Source organism: Streptomyces sp. NPDC042371 (assembly GCF_056437465.1).
This window is the reverse complement of record NZ_JBWKAP010000010.1, coordinates 286,297-302,398: the sequence shown is the minus strand read 5'-3', so window position 1 is coordinate 302,398 and position 16,102 is coordinate 286,297. Positions and strand designations below refer to the sequence as shown.

Here is a 16,102-nt window from a genome sequence, read left to right as displayed (position 1 = left end):
TGTCGCACGGGTCGAGAGCAGGCCGGACGCGGCGAGCGCACAGGCCGCGACGGCGACCACGGCGGCACGTCTCACACGGCTCGCGGGGCTGGTTCGGGGCAACGAAGAGCGATCCACAACTGCCTCCGGGCATGGGGGGGATTGGAGGGCGGGTCGCGCATAACTTGGTCCAGACCAATTAAGTTGTCAAGGTTTTCGGCAGCTCGCTCCTCTCCTCGCCCCTCCGCTCACTCCTCTCCGTCGCCCGCCAGTTGCGCGGCCGCCTCGTGCATGGCGAGTTCGAGGAACCCCGGGTCGGTGAGCGTCCCCGAGCCGTCCGGCGGGACCAGCCAGCGGACGCCGCCCGCGGCCCGGCCCGGGTAGGGCACGACGACCCAGGTGCCGCGCCCCGCGCCGCGCACACCCGTGCCGAGCCAGCGCGAGACCGTGCCCGCGGGCACGAAGAACCCCATGCGTTCGTCGCCGAAGTCGGCGAGCACGGGGCCGGGGCGGTCGACGCAGCGCGTCAGCACGTCGAGCGTGGGATATCCGAGCTCACCGGGGAGGATCAGCACGTCCCAGAGCCGCCCCGCGGGCAGCAGCGCGACCCCGAGGGGATTGCGCTCCCACTCCCAGCGGCACGCCTCCGGATCCGGCGCCACCGACACCAGCCATTCGATCGCCGACCTCGTCCCCGAGTCATCCGAGCCAGTCATGCCGAGACCTGCCTTCCCTGTGTACGACAACATGCACGTCACGGGGGGAGACAGGCCTCGGGCCCAAGCATTACGCGGGTTTCGGCTGCCAATTGAACAGCGGGCGTCGGCAGCGGGCGTAGGGCCCCTCAGCTGTCGAAGCCGAGGCCCAGCTTGTCCATCGTCTTGAGCCAGAGGTTCCGCTTGCCGCCGTTGGCGTCGGACCTGGCGAGCGACCACTTGGTCAGCGCGACACCGGTCCACGCGAACGGCTCCGGCGGGAACGGCAGCGGTTTCGTCCGCACCATCTCCAGTTCCGTGCGCTCCGTCCGCTCGCCCGAGAGCAGGTCGAGCATGACGTCGGCGCCGAACCGGGAGGCCCCGACGCCGAGACCCGTGTAGCCCGCCGCGTACGCGACGCGCCCCTTGTGGGCCGTGCCGAAGAACGCCGAGAAGCGCGAGCACGTGTCGATCGCGCCGCCCCACGCGTGCGTGAAGCGGACCCCTTCGAGCTGCGGGAAGCAGGTGAAGAAGTGCCCCGCGAGCTTCGCGTACGTCTCGGGCCGGTCGTCGTACTCGGCGCGCACCTTCCCGCCGAACGGGTAGATCGCGTCGTAGCCACCCCACAGGATGCGGTGGTCGGCGGAGAGCCGGAAGTAGTGGAACTGGTTGGCGCTGTCGCCGAGGCCCTGGCGGTTCTTCCAGCCGATCGCCGCCAGCTGCTCGTCGGTCAGCGGCTCGGTCATCAGCGCGTAGTCGTAGACCGGCACGGTGTACGGGCGCAGGCGCTTGACCAGCGAGGGGAAGACGTTCGTGGCGAGCGCGACATGCTGGGCGAAGACCCTGCCGTACGGCGTGCGGATCGCCGTGCCCGCCCCGGAGGAGGACAGCTCCAGCGCGGGCGTGTGCTCGTAGATGCGTACGCCCTTCTCCAGGCAGGCACGCTTCAGGCCCCACGCCAGCTTCGCCGGGTGCAGCATGGCGACGCCCTCGCGGTCCCAGAGGCCGCCGAGGAAGGTCGGCGAGTCGACGTGCTCGCGCAGCGCGTCCGCGTCCAGGAGCTCGGAGCCTTCCGCCAGGCCGCGCTCCGCCATCTCCTCGTACATCTCGCGGAGTTCGGCGAGCTGGTGCGGCTCGGTGGCGACGTCGATCTCGCCGGTGCGCTCGAAGTCGCAGTCGATGGAGTACCGCTTGACGGCCGCCTCGATCTCGTCGAGGTTGCGGGCGCCGAGCTCCTCCAGCTTCCCGATCTCGCCGGGCCAGCGGGACAGGCCGTTGGCGATGCCGTGGGTGAGCGAGGCGGCGCAGAAGCCGCCGTTGCGGCCGGAGGCTGCCCAGCCCGCCTCGCGGCCCTCGACGAGGACGACATCGCGCCGCGGGTCGCGCTCCTTGGCGATGAGCGCGGTCCACAGGCCGCTGTACCCGCCGCCGACGACGAGCAGGTCGCACCGCTCGTCACCGGTGAGGGCGGGCTCGGGGACGGGCCTGCCGGGGTCGTCGAGCCAGAAGGACACCGGCTTGGCGTCGGCGAGGGACTCGGTGAAACGGGTCATGGCACCAGGGGCCATGATTTCCACTCCTTCAGAAACAGTTGGTGCGCTGTCACGCCTGCTTGTTGCGGCGCTTTCCGATGAGCATTCCGGAGAGTACGAGAAGGACGGCGACGAGGAACATCGCCGTGCCGATCACATTGATCTGAACGGGCGTGCCCCGCTGTGCGGATCCCCAGACGAACATGGGGAAGGTCACAGTCGAGCCCGCGTTGAAATTCGTGATGATGAAATCGTCGAAGGAGAGCGCGAAAGCGAGCAGCGCGCCCGCCGCGATGCCGGGTGCGGCGATCGGCAGGGTCACCCGCAGGAACGTCTGCACAGGACCGGCATAGAGGTCCTGCGCGGCCTGTTCCAGGCGCGGATCCATCGACATGACGCGCGCCTTGACGGCGGTCACCACGAAGCTGAGGCAGAACATGATGTGGGCGATCAGGACCGTCCAGAAGCCGAGCTGCGCACCCATGTTCAGGAAGAGCGTGAGCAGCGAGGCGGCCATGACGACCTCGGGCATCGCCATCGGCAGGAAGATCAGCGAGTTGATGGCGCCCCGCGCGCGGAAGCGGTAGCGCACGAGCGCGAAGGCGATCATCGTGCCGAGCACGGTCGCGCCGATCGTCGCCCAGGTGGCGATCTGCAGGCTCAGCGAGAGGGAGCCGCACATGTCGGCGACGCCGCACGGGTCCTTCCACGCGTCGAGCGAGAATTCCTGCCACGAGTAATTGAAGCGGCCTTTCGGTTTGTTGAAGGAGAAGACCGTGACGACGACGTTCGGCAGGAGCAGGTAAGCGAGCGTCAGCAGGCCCGCGATGACGACGACATTGCGCCGGAGCCAGCGGAAGAAGGCAGCCATCAGACGAGATCCTCCGTCCCCGACTTGCGGATGTAGAAGGTCACCATGAAGAGGATGGCGGCCATGAGGATGAAGGAGAGTGCCGCGGCCGTCGGGTAATCCAGAATGCGCAGGAACTGCGTCTGGATGACGTTTCCGACCATGCGTGTGTCGGTGGATCCGAGCAGGTCCGCGTTGACGTAGTCACCGGCCGCCGGAATGAAGGTGAGCAGCGTTCCGGAGACGACGCCCGGCATGGAGAGCGGGAAGGTCACCTTGCGGAACGTGGTGGACGGCCTGGCGTAGAGGTCGCCCGCGGCCTCGTGCAGCCGCCCGTCGATGCGCTCCAGCGAGGTGTAGAGCGGCAGGATCATGAACGGCAGGAAGTTGTACGTGAGTCCGCAGATCACCGCGAGAGGCGTAGCGAGAACCCGGTCGCCGTCCGTGACGCCCAGCCAGCTGGTGACGTCCAGGACGTGCAGGGAGTTGAGGGCGCCCACCACGGGCCCGCCGTCGGCGAGGATCGTCTTCCACGCCAGCGTGCGGATCAGGAAGCTGGTGAAGAACGGCGCGATGACCAGGACCAGGATGACGTTGCGCCAGCGGCCCGCGCGGAACGCGATGAGGTAGGCGAGCGGATAGCCGAGCAGCAGACACAGGACCGTGGCGGCGCCCGCGTAGAGCACCGAGCGCAGGAACTGCGGCCAGTAGTCGGCGAGCGCGTCCCAGTAGGTGGCGAAGTGCCAGGTGACCTTGAAGCCCTCTTCGAGGGAGCCGGTCTGTACGGAGGTCGACGCCTGGTAGACGAGCGGCAGCGCGAAGAAGACGACGAGCCAGAGGATGCCGGGGAGCAGCAGCCAGTAGGGGACGAGGCGCCCGCGTTTGCGCGGCTTGCGCGGGGGCGCGTCCTCGGGGGCGGGCGGTGGCTTCGGGGACGCGGGCGGTGGTGCGTCGGTCAAGGTCGTCATGCGGAGGCGTCCTCCTCGACCTTCTCGACGCCCGCCTCGACGTCCTGGGAGGCGTCCAGGCCGAACGTGTGCGCGGGGTTCCAGTGCAGGACGACGTCGGCGCCGGGGACGAGGCGGCCGTCGCGCTCGATGTTCTGCGCGTACACCTCGAAGGACGGGCAGACCGGGCTGCGGACGACGTACTGCGTCGATACGCCGATGAAACTGCTGTCGGCTATGCGTCCGGTGATGCGGTTGCGGCCCTCGGGGATCTGGCCCGCGTCGTCGGCGTGGGTGAGGGAGATCTTCTCCGGGCGCACACCGACGAGGATCTTGCTGCCGGTGCCGGTGGGGCCGGTACATCGGGCGATGGGCAGCGTCAGCTTGCAGTCGCCCGCCCTGAGGACGAGCTCGTCGCCGCTGCGCGCGGCGCCCTCCTGGATTTCCGCCTCTATGAAGTTGGACGTGCCGAGGAAGTTGGCGACGAACGTGGTGCGCGGGTTCTCGTACAGGTCGGCGGGGGCGCCGAGCTGCTCGACGCGGCCGCCGTTCATCACGGCCACGGTGTCGGCCATGGTCATGGCCTCCTCCTGGTCGTGCGTGACGTGTACGAAGGTGATGCCGACCTCGGTCTGGATGCGCTTGAGCTCAAGCTGCATCTGGCGGCGCAGCTTCAGGTCGAGGGCGCCGAGGGGCTCGTCGAGGAGAAGCACCTTGGGGTGGTTGATGAGGGCGCGCGCGACGGCGACGCGCTGCTGCTGGCCGCCGGAGAGCTGGTGCGGCTTCTTGCGGATGTGCTCGCCGAGCTGCACCAGGTCGAGCATCTCGCCGACCTGGTTCTTCACGGACTTGATGCCGCGGCGGCGCAGTCCGAAGGCGACGTTCTCGAAGATGTCCAGGTGCGGGAAGAGCGCGTACGACTGGAAGACGGTGTTCACGGGCCGCTTGTACGGCGGCAGGTCGGTGACGTCCTGATCGCCGAGGTGCACCGTCCCCGAACTGGGTTCCTCCAGGCCCGCGATCATGCGGAGCGTGGTGGTCTTGCCGCAGCCGGACGCCCCGAGCAGGGCGAAGAAGGAGCCCTGCGGCACGGTGAGGTCGAGCGGCTGCACGGCGGTGAAGGAGCCGTAGGTCTTGCTGATCCCGGCGAGACGGACGTCGCCGCCAGCTTCTTGAGCAGAGGTCATGGTGGGTCCAGGGGAAGTCGAGGGGGATGACGAGAGGGACTAGGCCCCGGTGAGGCGTGCGAACTTCTCTTCGTACGCGGTCTCTTCCTTCGGCGTGAGCGACCGGAACGCGCGGGACTTCTCCTTCATCTCCTTGTCGGGGATGATCAGCGGATTCGACGCCGCGTCCTTGTCGATCTTCGCCAGCGCGTCGCGTACCCCGTCGACCGGGCAGACGTAGTTGATGTACGCGGCGAGGCGGGCCGCGGGCTCCGGCTCGTAGTAGTAGTCGATGAGCCGTTCGGCGTTCTTCTTGTGCCGCGCCTTGTTCGGGACCAGCAGGTTGTCCGTGGACGTGATGTAGCCCTGGTCGGGGATGTGGAAGCCGACGTCGGGGCTGTCGGCCTGCAGCTGCACGATGTCACCGGCCCAGCCGAGGCAGGCCGCGATGTCGCCCTTGGCGAGGTCGGACGTGTAGTCGTTGCCGGTGAAGCGCCGGATCTGCTTCTTGTCGACGGCCTTCTGGAGGCGGGCGATGGCCGCGTCGAAGTCGTCGTCGGTGAAGTCCGCGGGGTCCTTGCCCATGTCGATGAGCGTCATGCCGACGGTGTCGCGCATCTCGGACAGGAACCCGACGCGCCCCTTCAGTTTCGGGTCGTCGAGCAGCTGCGAGACCGAGGTGATCTCCTTGCCGCCGGTCGCCTTCTTGTTGTACGCGATGACGGTGGAGATGCCCGTCCAGGGATACGAGTAGGAGCGGCCCGGGTCCCAGTCGGGGGTGCGGAACTGGGCGGAGAGACGGGCGTACGCGTGCGGCAGGTTGGCCGGGTCCAGTCTCTGGACCCAGCCGAAGCGGATGAGCCGGGCCGCCAGCCAGTCCGTGACGCAGATGAGGTCGCGTCCGGTCTCCTGTCCCGCCGCGAGCTGCGGTTGGATCTTGCCGAAGAACTCGACGTTGTCGTTGATGTCCTCGGTGTACTTGACCTGGATCCCGGTGCGCTCGGTGAACGCGTCCAGGGTGGGCCGCCGGTTCGCGTCCTTCTCGTCGACGTCCATGTACTCGGTCCAGTTGGAGAAGCTGATCCGCTTCTCACCGGCCGAGTGGTCCTCGGACGAGACCTCGCCCTGGCTCTTGCCCGCCGCGGGGATCCCGCAGGCGCTGAGCGCCCCGAGACCGCCGACGGCGAGCGCGCCGCCCGTGGCGGTGCGCAGTACCGAACGACGGGTCAGTGCGGCCCTGCCGTTCCTGAAGCTGCGGTGCATGGCGGCCAGTCGGGCCGGGGAGAGGGGGTCGGGCTCGTACTGCTCCATACGCGTGGTTGCCCTTTCGGGAGGAAGGCGGCCGCCGGTCACGCGGCCTGTGACGACGTGGCTACGTGATTACCGGTCCCCGAAGATCGTGCGGTGCCAGTCCTTGCGGACCTCCGCCGTGTTGTCGAACATGACGTGCTTCACCTGGGTGTACTCCTCGAAGGAGTACGCGGACATGTCCTTTCCGTAGCCGGACGCCTTGTAGCCGCCGTGCGGCATCTCGCTGAGGATCGGGATGTGGTCGTTGACCCACACACAGCCCGCCTTGATCTCGCGGGTCGCGCGGTTGGCGCGGAACACGTCGCGGCTCCAGGCGGAGGCGGCGAGGCCGTAGGGGGTGTCGTTGGCGAGCCGGATGCCCTCGTCGTCGCTGTCGAAGGGCAGGACGACGAGCACGGGTCCGAAGATCTCGGACTGCACGATCTCGCTGTCCTGCGCGGCGTCCGCGATGAGGGTGGGCTTGTAGTACGCGCCGGGGTGCTGGAGCGCCTCGCCGCCGGTGACCACGCGCGCGTAGGAGCGGGCCCGGTCGACGAACCCGGCGACACGGTCGCGGTGCGCGTGCGAGATGAGCGGCCCCAGGTCGGTGCTCGGGTCGAACGGGTCGCCGAGCCGCACGCTCTCCATGAGGTCGGCGACGCCCTGCACGAAGGCTTCGTAGAGCGGACGCTGGACGTACGCGCGCGTGGCGGCCGTGCAGTCCTGCCCGGTGTTGATGAGCGCCCCCGCGACAGCGCCGTGCACGGCGGCTTCGAGGTCGGCGTCGTCGAACACGACGAAGGGCGCCTTGCCGCCGAGCTCCAGGTGCAGCCGCTTGACGCTGGCGGTGGCGATCTCGGCGACGCGCTTGCCGACGCCGGTCGACCCGGTGAAGGACGTCATGGCGACGTCGGGGTGGCCGACGAGGTGCTCACCGGCGTCCTTGCCCGCCCCCGTGACGATGTTGACGACGCCGTCGGGGATGCCCGCCTCGGTGGCGGCCTGTGCGAACAGGAGCGAGGTGAAGGGGGTGAGCTCGGCGGGCTTGAGGACGATGGTGTTACCCGCGGCGATCGCTGGCAGGACCTTCCAGGCGGCCATCTGGAGGGGGTAGTTCCAGGGGGCGATCGACCCGACGACGCCGATGGGCTCACGTCGTACGTACGAGGTGTGGTCACCGGTGTACTCACCGGCCGACTGGCCCTGGAGATGCCGGGCCGCGCCCGCGAAGAACGCGGCGTTGTCGACGGTCCCGGGGACGTCGAACTCCCGGCTCAGCTTGATCGGCTTGCCGCACTGCAACGACTCGGCCTGCGCGAACTCCTCGGCACGGTCCGCCAGTACGCCCGCGAAGCGGTGCAGGGCGTCGGAGCGCTCGCCCGGGGTGGCGCCCGCCCAGCCGGGGAACGCCTCGGCGGCCGCGGCGACGGCGGCGTCGACGTCGTCGCTCCCGGCCAGCTCGTAGGTGTAGACGTCATCGCCCGAGGCGGGGTCGACGACCGTGTGGGAGTGGCCCGACGTCCCCTTGGTCAGCCGCCCGGCGATGTACTGAGCACCGTCCGCGAAGTGGTCCTGCGCCTGGAAGTTGTGCATGACGCTCTCCTCCGCCGCCCGCCCCGTCCCGCGGGGGTCGGCGTAGCTCCGGATCGATTTGAGTGCCGATCCTGACAGAGCAGTGGTAGTCCAACAAGTGATTCCGTTGTTGCCTTTTGGTTACGCGACGGAATCTGTCGACCAGGTGTCGAGTCGTCCTGGAAAACCCAGGACGGAATGTCAGTGGTGCGTGCCAGACTCGCGTGCATGACGAAGATCGACTCGGTGGAGGCGCTGGTCGGCGCGGTGCGCGCGGGCGAGAAGATCAAGTATCTGCGCTTCTGGGGCCACACCCCGCGGCGGGACGGCACGCTCGGCCCGAGCTGCCTGAGCCAGTGGTGGCCCTCGCCCTTCACGGTGGACGGTGTGGAGTACGCGACGGCGGAGCACTGGATGATGGCCGCGAAGGCCCGCCTCTTCGACGACGCGGACGCGGAGCGGGCGGCCCTGGCGGCCCGGACACCCGCGGAGGCGAAGAACGCGGGACGGCTCGTGCGGGACTTCGACGACGCGATATGGACCCGCGAGCGCTTCGGCATCGTGGTCGACGGCAGTCGCCACAAGTTCGCATCCGACCCCGCCCTGCGCGACTTCCTCCTGGGCACGGGCCGCCGGGTCCTGGTCGAGGCGAGCCCCCTGGACCGCGTCTGGGGCATCGGCCTGGCGGCCGACGACCCCCGGGCGGACGACCCCACCAAGTGGCGGGGGCCCAACCTCCTCGGCTTCGCGCTGATGGAGGCGCGGGCCCGCATCTGACGGGCGGGGCGCCTCAGGTGGTCCGGGGCGTCGCGGCTTCGTCTTCCGCGGCGTCGCTTTCCGCGGGGGCGGGGGCGCCTGCCACGGCGTGGCCTACGGCGTGGTCCGCGGGGCTCTGCCGGATCAGCCGCTTCCGTACGAGACGGCTCTGCGCCGCCACCGTCACGATCACGCCCGCGCCGAGGGCGGGCCAGGCCAGCGGTCCCGCCGCGATCACCGCGGTGACCAGGAGCGGTCCGCCGCTGCGCTGGGCCGACGAGGACAGGCCGTGCACCCCGAGGTAGGCGCCTTGGGCGTCGTCGGGGGCGAGCGCGATGGAGAGCTCCCAGGAGGCGATGGCGTGGAGTATCTCCGCGAAGGTGAGGGCGACGGCCGCGACCGTGAGGGCGGCGACGGCCAGCCAGGTGCCGCCGAGCGTGGAGGCGGTCAGGGCGGCGCACCCGACGACGAAGCAGGCCGCGAGCGGGATGAGGAGCCCACGGGCCTTGTCCGGAGTGCTGCCGAACCGGGACAGCGGGACCTGGCAGCAGACGACCAGCACGCAGTTGAGCACCATCAGGAGCGGCGCGAGACCGTGCGGGGCGTCGGTGGCGTGGACGATCCATAGCGGGATGCCGACCTGGAGCACCGCGTCGTCGAGGAAGAGGGCCGCCTCGGTCAACGTGAAGAGCAGGTAGGAGCGGTCGCGCCAGGGGTTGGACGGCGGGGTCGTGGGTGCGGGGGCGGATTCGGCTGCGGCTGCGGATTCCGTGGAGTCGGTGACCAGCCGGGACGGTGAGGGCGGTTCGGCGCAGCGCAGGGTGAGGGCCGCGGCGACGACGAAGCTGACCACGTTGCCGATGAGCAGCGCCTGGTAGGCGTGGGTGGTGCCGACGGCGAGCGCGAGCGCACCGGCGAGGCCGCCGAGCGCCCAGCCCGCGTTGGAGACGGTGCGCTGCACGGCCTGGTACGTGGTGCGGTCCGGACCCGCGATGCGGGCGGCGTACAGCTTGGTGAGGACGTTGGCGCCGCGGTCGGCGAGGCTGTTGACGGCCGAGTAGAGCAGGAGCAGCGAGAAGTTGTCCGTCGTGAGCAGCGCCAACAGCGCGACGGCCTGCTGGAGTTGGGCGCCGATGATGATGCGGGTGACCGGGAAGCGGTCGGCGAGGTGGCCCGCGAGCGGCGCGCCCGCGATCCCGACGGCACCGGAGACACCCAGGAGCACGCCGACCTCGGCGACGGACAGCCCGGTGACCAGAGTGAAGTAGAGGGCGGCCGCCCCCATCCAGAGACCGGTCCCCGCCTTGTTGATCAGGGCGATCCAGAGCATGCGGCGGCCGTCGGCACCCCCTGGTATGCGTGCGTACAGTGCGGACCGCTTACGGCTGAGGCTCACCCGTCCCCCTGGACTTCCAGCGTCGGCTTGACTCGCTTTTTTGTACCGGTACATAATTGGTTACGTGGCAGCACAATATGTGATCAGTGGGTCGACCGCCAAGGGCATCACCGCATCGGTCGAACGGGCCGTGGCCGACGGCGGGTTGGCACCGGGCGCCGCACTGCCTCCGGTGCGCAGGCTCGCCGACGAGCTGGGGGTCAGCGCGGGCACGGTGGCGACGGCCTACAAGGAACTGCGGCAGCGCGGGATCGTGGTGACCCGCGGCCGGGGCGGCACGGTCGTGGCGCAGGCACCGGCGGTCGGCACCCGCAGGCCGCCCAGGGCTCCGCAGGGGGTGCGCGACCTGGCGGGCGGGCACCCGGATTCGGCTCTGCTGCCGGTCCTGATGCCCCCTGCCCGGGTGGCGCCGGTGAGCGGCTCGCATCGCGCGGCGCCGCGGCTCGCGGGGCTGGAGGACGTGGCACGGGAGTGGTTCGCGCGGGACGGGGTGCCGGACGGCCGGGTGACCTTCGCGCACGGAGCGCTGGACTGCATGGCCCGGCTGCTCTCGGTGGAGCTGAAGCCGGGCGACACGGTGGCCGTGGAGGACCCGGGCTTCCACCATCTCCTCGACCTCGTACCGGCGTTGGGGCTCCGGATGGCGCCGGTGGCCGTGGACGACGAGGGCATCAGGCCCGAGGCCCTGCGGGGAGCGCTGCGGGCGGGCGCCAGGGCCCTGGTGTGCAGCCCGCGGGGGCAGAACCCGGTGGGCGGTCGCTTCACGGCGGCGCGGCGGGAGGCGCTGCTCGACGTCCTCGGTGGCCATCCGGACGTGCTCGTCGTCGAGGACGACCACAACGCGGAGGTGGCGGGGGCGGCCCCGCACTCCCTGGCGACCGGCGGACTCCCCCGCTGGGCGCAGGTGCGCACCGTCTCCAAGCACCTGAGCGTCGACCTGCGGTGGGCGGCCCTCGCCTGCGACGCCACCACGCTGGCCAGGCACGAGGGGCGGATGCTGCTCACCTCGGGGTGGGTCAGTCACGTACTGCAGGAGACGGTCGAGCGGACGATGACCGACCCCGCGGCCCGCGAGGTGGTGGGCCGGGCCGAGCGCGCGTATGCGGAGCGGCGCGAAGCACTGGTCCGGGAGCTCGCGCGGCACGGAATCGCGGCGCGGGGCGCGAGCGGGTTGAACGTCTGGGTGCCCGTGCGGGACGAGTCCGCGGTCGTCAACGGGCTGCGCTCGCGCGGGTGGTGGGTGGCCGCGGGGGCGCGGTTCCGCATCGCCACGCCCACCGCGGTGCGCATCACCACGTCCGCGCTGGACGTGGCGGACGCGGCCCGGCTGGCCGCGGACTTCGCCGCCGTGCTCGACGAGTCCGAGGCGACGTACGGGGGGTGAGACGTACGGGGGGGGGAGTCGCGCCGCGCGAGACGGCGCGAGGCCCCTACGCCTTGGACGCTACGGCCGACGTGGCCGAATGGCCCGGGTCGCCCGGCGGCGCACCCACGTCCGTGGCGTCGTCGGGCAGCACGATGAGGAGCACCAGCAGCACCACGCTCAGGACGAGTCCGACCGTGCCGCAGATGACCCCGGCGAGGGCCTGCCCACCGTTGGTCGCCTCGCCCCGCCGGGCCTTGCCCCGCCCCACCGCGCCGAAGATCACCGCGAGGATGCCGAGGACGATCGCCAGCGGCCAGACGCAGAAGCCGACGGCGGCGATGATCCCGAGGACGAGCGCGGTCACGCCCATGCCGTTCGCGGGCGCCATCGGCATGCCGGGCCAGCCGTATCCGGGCCCGCCCTGGTACCCCGGGTGACCGGGGTACCCCGGATAACCCTGCGAGCCGTTGCCCGGATAGCCGTAGGGCACCTGTCCCTGTCCGTACGGCGCCGGACCCGGCCCGTACGGCACCTGACCAGGCCCGTACGGCACCTGACCAGGCCCGTCCGGCGAGATCGGAGGCGGCGGCACCGGCTCTCCGGGCGCCGCGAAGGGGTTGCCGACACCGGCCTGCGGGTGCGGATGCGGGTGCGCGGGCGGAGACGGCACAGGCCCCTGCCCCGCCCCCGGCATCGACGTGACCGTCCACTGGTCGTGCACCGAAGGCGGCCCGGACACCGGCCCGGGCATGGCCCCCGACCCGTACCCGGCCCCGGGCGCACTCCCCGGCCGCGGCACCGCGTCCTCGGCGGGCGGCGCCCACGGATCGCGCTCTTCCGGCGCCCCCGCGCCGCCCGCGCCGGGCACGGCGTCGTCGTCGGACTTCGCGGACATGACGGGTCACCTCTTTCGTACGTTCCGTCATGCTACGGCCCCCGCTTTGCCCGCGCCGACCGCCGCCTACGATGATCCCGACCCATCGATCAGCCGATCAAACCCGTTCCTGGGGAGGAAACCGTGACCGAGCAGCAGACCGCAGCCACGCCCGACAGAGACACGCACGCCTTCATCGCCGGACTGCCCAAGGCAGAACTGCATGTGCACCACGTCGGCTCGGCCTCCCCCCGCATCGTCTCCGAGCTTGCCGCCAGGCACCCCGACTCCGCGGTGCCGACCGACCCCGAGGCGCTCGCCGACTACTTCACGTTCACGGACTTCGCGCACTTCATCAAGGTCTATCTGTCCGTCGTGGACCTGATCCGCACCCCGGACGACGTACGCCTGCTCACGTACGAGGTGGCCCGCGACATGGCGCGGCAGAACGTGCGCTACGCCGAGCTGACCATCACCCCGTTCTCCTCCGTGCGCCGCGGCATCGAGGACCGCGCCTTCATGGACGCCATCGAGGACGCCCGCAAGGCCGCCGAGAAAGAGTTCGGCACCGTACTGCGCTGGTGCTTCGACATCCCCGGCGAGGCCGGGCTCGAGTCGGCCGAGGAGACGCTGCGGCTCGCGACCACCGACAGCCTGCGCCCCGAGGGCCTGGTCTCCTTCGGGCTCGGCGGGCCCGAGATCGGCGTGCCCCGCCCGCAGTTCAAGCCGTACTTCGACCGTGCGATCGCGGCGGGCCTGCACTCGGTCCCGCACGCGGGCGAGACGACGGGCCCCGAAACCGTCTGGGACGCCCTCATCCACCTCGGCGCCGAGCGCATCGGCCACGGCACGACCTCCGCACAGGACCCCAAGCTGCTCGCCCACCTCGCCGAGCGCGGCATTCCGCTGGAGGTCTGCCCGACCTCGAACATCGCGACCCGCGCGGTCCGCACCCTGGACGAGCACCCGATCAAGCAGTTCGTGGACGCCGGAGTGACCGTCACCATCAACTCCGACGACCCGCCCATGTTCGGCACGGACCTGAACAACGAGTACGCCGTGGCGGCCCGTCTCCTCGACCTCGACGAGCGCGGCATCGCGGCCCTCGCGAAGAACGGCGTCGAGGCGTCCTTCCTCGACCCGGCGGGCAAGGAGCGGATCGCCGCCGAGATCGACACGTACACGGAGACGTGGCTCGCCCCGTAAGCCCTGTCCCGTGACCACAATGGGCCCATGCGCACCGTGACTGCAGTGGCCCACCGAGGCGATCCCTACCGCGTCCGCGAGAACACGATCCCGTCCCTGCGCTCCGCGTTCGAACGGGGCGCGGACGCGGTGGAGATCGACGTCCGACTGAGCAGCGACGGCGTACCCGTCCTGCTGCACGATCCGACGCTCGACCGCCTGTGGGGGTACGAACGGCCGCTCGCCGCCGTGTCGTCCGCCGAGGTCGAAGGACTCACCGAGGGCGGCGTCCCCACCCTCGCGGCGGCGATCGCGGCCACCGAGGGGCACCGGCTCATGCTCGACCTGCCGGGCGCCACGTACGAGGACGTGCGCGCGGTCGTCGGGGTCGTCGCGGAGTGCGGCGCGGCGGAGCGGGTGTACTACTGCGCGGGCGGTCAGACGATGCTGGCCGTGCGCGAGGCGGATCCGGCCGCGGAGATCGCGCTGACCTGGACGACCCTGGCCCCGCCACGCCCCGTCCTGCTGGACGCGGTGAAGCCGCGCTGGCTCAACTACCGCTTCCCGCTGGTCGACCACGACCTCGCGGTCCACGTGCACCGCCAGGGCCTGCTCGTCTCGGCCTGGACCCCGGACACCCGCCGCTCGATGCGCCGTCTGATCGAGGCGGGCGTCGACTCGATCACCACGAACCGCGTCGACGTCCTGCACGCGCTGCGCACTCCCTGAGCGGCGTCCGTCATGACATCCACGTGGAACTGGGAGAGCGGCGAGGGTCTGCTGCGCATCGACGACCCGGCCGACTGGGACGCCGCGTACGAACGCGGGGAGCCGCGGATCGGGACGGCGGCGATCGGGCTCGCCTTCAACTGCACGCTGGCCCAGGCCTCGCCGCGCATACTCAAGGCGATGCGGTCGGCGGACCGCGGCCAGCGGGGGTTCGCGTACACCGCGGCGGGCCATGCGGCGCGGCTCAACGGCGAGCTCACCCCGGAGCTGTACGCGGCGCTGCGCGCGGAGGGCCACCGCGGCTTCGCCGAGACCGCCGTCGACGACACGCTGACGTTCGTGCCGTTCCGCGAGCTGCCGCCGTGGTTCAAGTGGCGGAAGGTCGCGTCGAGGGTGGCGGACAAGCTGGAGGTCTGGCGGCAGCAGATCGCGGACGCCGCCGAGCATCTCCGCGAGGCCCTGCGCGGACGCCGCCGCTCCGGCTAGGGCCCTGGAGCGTCAGAGCCCTGGAGCGCGTCGAAGCGGTACTGGTTGTAGGAGAGCATCTGGAGGAGGCGGTCGGCGGCTCCTCCCGGTTCGTCGGGTGCCGACTGCACGGGGAGGGGCATGTCGCCGCTGGACGCCCACCGGAGGAAGCCGTTGCTGTCGATCGAGGTCCGGGTGCGGTTCCTGTTGTCCTGGTGGAGGCAGTAGGGGACGTCGAGGATGCCGAGCCGGAAGGCCTCGTGGAGGGAGTCGCCCACCGTGGCCTTCAGGGAGAGCGTGGCGTCGATCAGGGCCGAGGCCTCGCGGAGGACTTCGCTCCGCGGAGGGTGGGAGCGCGGGACACCGTAGGCGGCGCCCGCGGCGATGCGCAGGGCGGCGACGTTCTCCGCGACGGTGGGGATCCGCTGGGATTCGACCGTCGTCTTGACGATGAGCCGTTCGCAGCCGGAGGTCGCGGCGAGCTCGGCGCTCCCCCGCAGGAGCGCGGTGGCGCCGTCCGTGGACTTCGGATAGACGCCCATGAAGGTGTAGAGGACCACGTGCCAGTCGATGTCGCCGAGGTGTTTCCCGGCCAGGGTGCGCAGCGCCAGGATCGCGTCGCGGTCCTGCTGCGGATGCGTCTGCTGGGCGTAGCTGAGGGAGACGCTGCGGATGCCGTGCTCGGCGAAGAAGAGGCATTCGAGGACGCTGAGGGCGACCAGCAGCCCCGGGGGACACAGCTGTCCCAGCATGCAGCCGCCGAAGGTCTCCAGATGCGCGGAATCCTCCCCGCCGTCCGCGAGGATCCGGCACCCCTCGGCCCAGGCGTCGATGGACTCCCGCAGCGGCACCCTGCTGTAGGGCAGGCAGTACGAGACCGGGCCCCCCTCGGAGACGGTGAGCCCGAACCTGAGCATGGTGCGGAAGATCTCCTGGGGCCGTGGCGACCCGTGCCTGACCTGAACGGGGAAGGCGTCCAGGTCCAAGCCGCGCAGCAGCAGGGAGTTGTTCGCCGCGCTGTGCGACACGAGCGGATAGCCGTTGAGCGACTCCCCCGTGGCGATGGCCCGACCGGCCCGCAGGAACTGCCCCGTGCGCGTGAAGCTGTCCAGGGTGATGGTCCCGACCACGCGGGGCCCCGCGTCCCTGACGGCATCGAGACCGGCCCGCATGGCTTCGGGGCTCGCGAAGCCCATGCGGGACTGGACCACCAGCTCGTCCCGGCGCGCCGCCTCGGCGACGTAGGCACCGAAGCCGGAAACCCGTGTCTGCGGCGTCTGAGGCGTCCGCGGCATACCGA

The 16,102-nt window shown here is 70.8% G+C and carries 14 protein-coding genes and 1 pseudogene; 5 read left to right on the top strand and 10 right to left on the bottom strand.

The annotated features are described in order from the left end of the window. Positions 1–227 precede the first annotated feature (227 nt). The 7 genes from AC068B_RS29880 to AC068B_RS29850 form a co-directional block, all read right to left on the bottom strand. A complete protein-coding gene (locus AC068B_RS29880; RefSeq protein WP_478674699.1) occupies positions 228–695 on the bottom strand; it encodes a hypothetical protein in 468 nt (155 codons plus the stop codon). 128 nt (positions 696–823) lie between these two features. Continuing rightward, entirely contained in the window at positions 824–2,242 is a 1,419-nt protein-coding gene (locus AC068B_RS29875) for an NAD(P)/FAD-dependent oxidoreductase (RefSeq protein ID WP_478674698.1), read from the bottom strand. 34 nt (positions 2,243–2,276) lie between these two features. After that, a complete protein-coding gene (locus AC068B_RS29870; RefSeq protein WP_356257397.1) occupies positions 2,277–3,077 on the bottom strand; it encodes an ABC transporter permease in 801 nt (266 codons plus the stop codon). Further along, a complete protein-coding gene (locus AC068B_RS29865) occupies positions 3,077–4,024 on the bottom strand; it encodes an ABC transporter permease (protein ID WP_478674697.1) in 948 nt (315 codons plus the stop codon). Before AC068B_RS29865 ends, AC068B_RS29870 begins: the two co-directional genes overlap by 1 nt. Then, on the bottom strand, positions 4,021–5,190 hold the full coding sequence (locus AC068B_RS29860; RefSeq protein WP_478674696.1) for an ABC transporter ATP-binding protein: 1,170 nt from the start codon (positions 5,188–5,190) through the stop codon (positions 4,021–4,023). The genes AC068B_RS29865 and AC068B_RS29860 overlap by 4 nt, the downstream gene beginning before the upstream one ends. 39 nt (positions 5,191–5,229) lie before the next feature. Then, positions 5,230–6,480: a polyamine ABC transporter substrate-binding protein gene (locus AC068B_RS29855; RefSeq protein ID WP_478674695.1), complete on the bottom strand. Its 1,251-nt coding sequence runs from the start codon at positions 6,478–6,480 to the stop codon at positions 5,230–5,232. Positions 6,481–6,549: 69 nt separating this feature from the next. Further along, positions 6,550–8,052, bottom strand: a complete 1,503-nt coding sequence (locus tag AC068B_RS29850) for a gamma-aminobutyraldehyde dehydrogenase (RefSeq protein WP_478674694.1) — start codon at positions 8,050–8,052, stop codon at positions 6,550–6,552. Positions 8,053–8,229: 177 nt separating this feature from the next. On the opposite strand from AC068B_RS29850, the gene AC068B_RS29845 reads away from it, so the two are divergent. Then, a complete protein-coding gene (locus AC068B_RS29845) occupies positions 8,230–8,808 on the top strand; it encodes an NADAR family protein (RefSeq protein WP_478674693.1) in 579 nt (192 codons plus the stop codon). A 13-nt stretch (positions 8,809–8,821) separates the two neighbouring features. Here the strand turns inward: AC068B_RS29845 and AC068B_RS29840 are convergent, their stop codons facing one another. Continuing rightward, on the bottom strand, positions 8,822–10,117 hold the full coding sequence (locus AC068B_RS29840) for an MFS transporter (protein WP_478674692.1): 1,296 nt from the start codon (positions 10,115–10,117) through the stop codon (positions 8,822–8,824). 130 nt (positions 10,118–10,247) lie between these two features. Between AC068B_RS29840 and AC068B_RS29835 the strand changes: the two genes are divergently transcribed. After that, positions 10,248–11,567, top strand: a complete 1,320-nt coding sequence (locus AC068B_RS29835) for an aminotransferase class I/II-fold pyridoxal phosphate-dependent enzyme (RefSeq protein WP_478674691.1) — start codon at positions 10,248–10,250, stop codon at positions 11,565–11,567. 46 nt (positions 11,568–11,613) lie between these two features. On the opposite strand, the gene AC068B_RS29830 is transcribed toward AC068B_RS29835, so the two are convergent. Then, a complete protein-coding gene (locus tag AC068B_RS29830; protein ID WP_478674690.1) occupies positions 11,614–12,444 on the bottom strand; it encodes a DUF4190 domain-containing protein in 831 nt (276 codons plus the stop codon). A 46-nt stretch (positions 12,445–12,490) separates the two neighbouring features. On the opposite strand from AC068B_RS29830, the pseudogene AC068B_RS29825 reads away from it, so the two are divergent. The 3 genes and pseudogenes from AC068B_RS29825 to AC068B_RS29815 all read left to right on the top strand — a co-directional run bounded on the left by AC068B_RS29825 (position 12,491) and on the right by AC068B_RS29815 (position 14,823). Then, positions 12,491–13,629 (top strand): annotated as a pseudogene (locus tag AC068B_RS29825) (adenosine deaminase). Between the two features lie 27 nt (positions 13,630–13,656). Next, a complete protein-coding gene (locus tag AC068B_RS29820) occupies positions 13,657–14,337 on the top strand; it encodes a glycerophosphodiester phosphodiesterase (protein WP_478674689.1) in 681 nt (226 codons plus the stop codon). Positions 14,338–14,349: 12 nt separating this feature from the next. Beyond that, positions 14,350–14,823: a hypothetical protein gene (locus AC068B_RS29815; protein WP_478674688.1), complete on the top strand. Its 474-nt coding sequence runs from the start codon at positions 14,350–14,352 to the stop codon at positions 14,821–14,823. On the opposite strand, the gene AC068B_RS29810 is transcribed toward AC068B_RS29815, so the two are convergent. Then, positions 14,820–16,097, bottom strand: a complete 1,278-nt coding sequence (locus AC068B_RS29810; protein ID WP_478674687.1) for a methylaspartate mutase — start codon at positions 16,095–16,097, stop codon at positions 14,820–14,822. The genes AC068B_RS29815 and AC068B_RS29810 overlap by 4 nt on opposite strands. Between the last annotated feature and the right edge of the window lie 5 nt (positions 16,098–16,102).

Bases quoted from the DNA above. Each gene is read 5' to 3' on its own strand.
- AC068B_RS29880 (WP_478674699.1), bottom strand. From the start codon at position 695: ATGACTGGCTCGGATGACTCGGGGACGAGGTCGGCGATCGAATGGCTG.
- AC068B_RS29875 (WP_478674698.1), bottom strand. From the start codon at position 2,242: ATGGCCCCTGGTGCCATGACCCGTTTCACCGAGTCCCTCGCCGACGCC.
- AC068B_RS29870 (WP_356257397.1), bottom strand. From the start codon at position 3,077: ATGGCTGCCTTCTTCCGCTGGCTCCGGCGCAATGTCGTCGTCATCGCG.
- AC068B_RS29865 (WP_478674697.1), bottom strand. From the start codon at position 4,024: ATGACGACCTTGACCGACGCACCACCGCCCGCGTCCCCGAAGCCACCG.
- AC068B_RS29860 (WP_478674696.1), bottom strand. From the start codon at position 5,190: ATGACCTCTGCTCAAGAAGCTGGCGGCGACGTCCGTCTCGCCGGGATC.
- AC068B_RS29855 (WP_478674695.1), bottom strand. From the start codon at position 6,480: ATGGAGCAGTACGAGCCCGACCCCCTCTCCCCGGCCCGACTGGCCGCC.
- AC068B_RS29850 (WP_478674694.1), bottom strand. From the start codon at position 8,052: ATGCACAACTTCCAGGCGCAGGACCACTTCGCGGACGGTGCTCAGTAC.
- AC068B_RS29845 (WP_478674693.1), top strand. From the start codon at position 8,230: ATGTCAGTGGTGCGTGCCAGACTCGCGTGCATGACGAAGATCGACTCG.
- AC068B_RS29840 (WP_478674692.1), bottom strand. From the start codon at position 10,117: ATGCTCTGGATCGCCCTGATCAACAAGGCGGGGACCGGTCTCTGGATG.
- AC068B_RS29830 (WP_478674690.1), bottom strand. From the start codon at position 12,444: ATGTCCGCGAAGTCCGACGACGACGCCGTGCCCGGCGCGGGCGGCGCG.
- AC068B_RS29820 (WP_478674689.1), top strand. From the start codon at position 13,657: ATGCGCACCGTGACTGCAGTGGCCCACCGAGGCGATCCCTACCGCGTC.
- AC068B_RS29815 (WP_478674688.1), top strand. From the start codon at position 14,350: ATGACATCCACGTGGAACTGGGAGAGCGGCGAGGGTCTGCTGCGCATC.
- AC068B_RS29810 (WP_478674687.1), bottom strand. From the start codon at position 16,097: ATGCCGCGGACGCCTCAGACGCCGCAGACACGGGTTTCCGGCTTCGGT.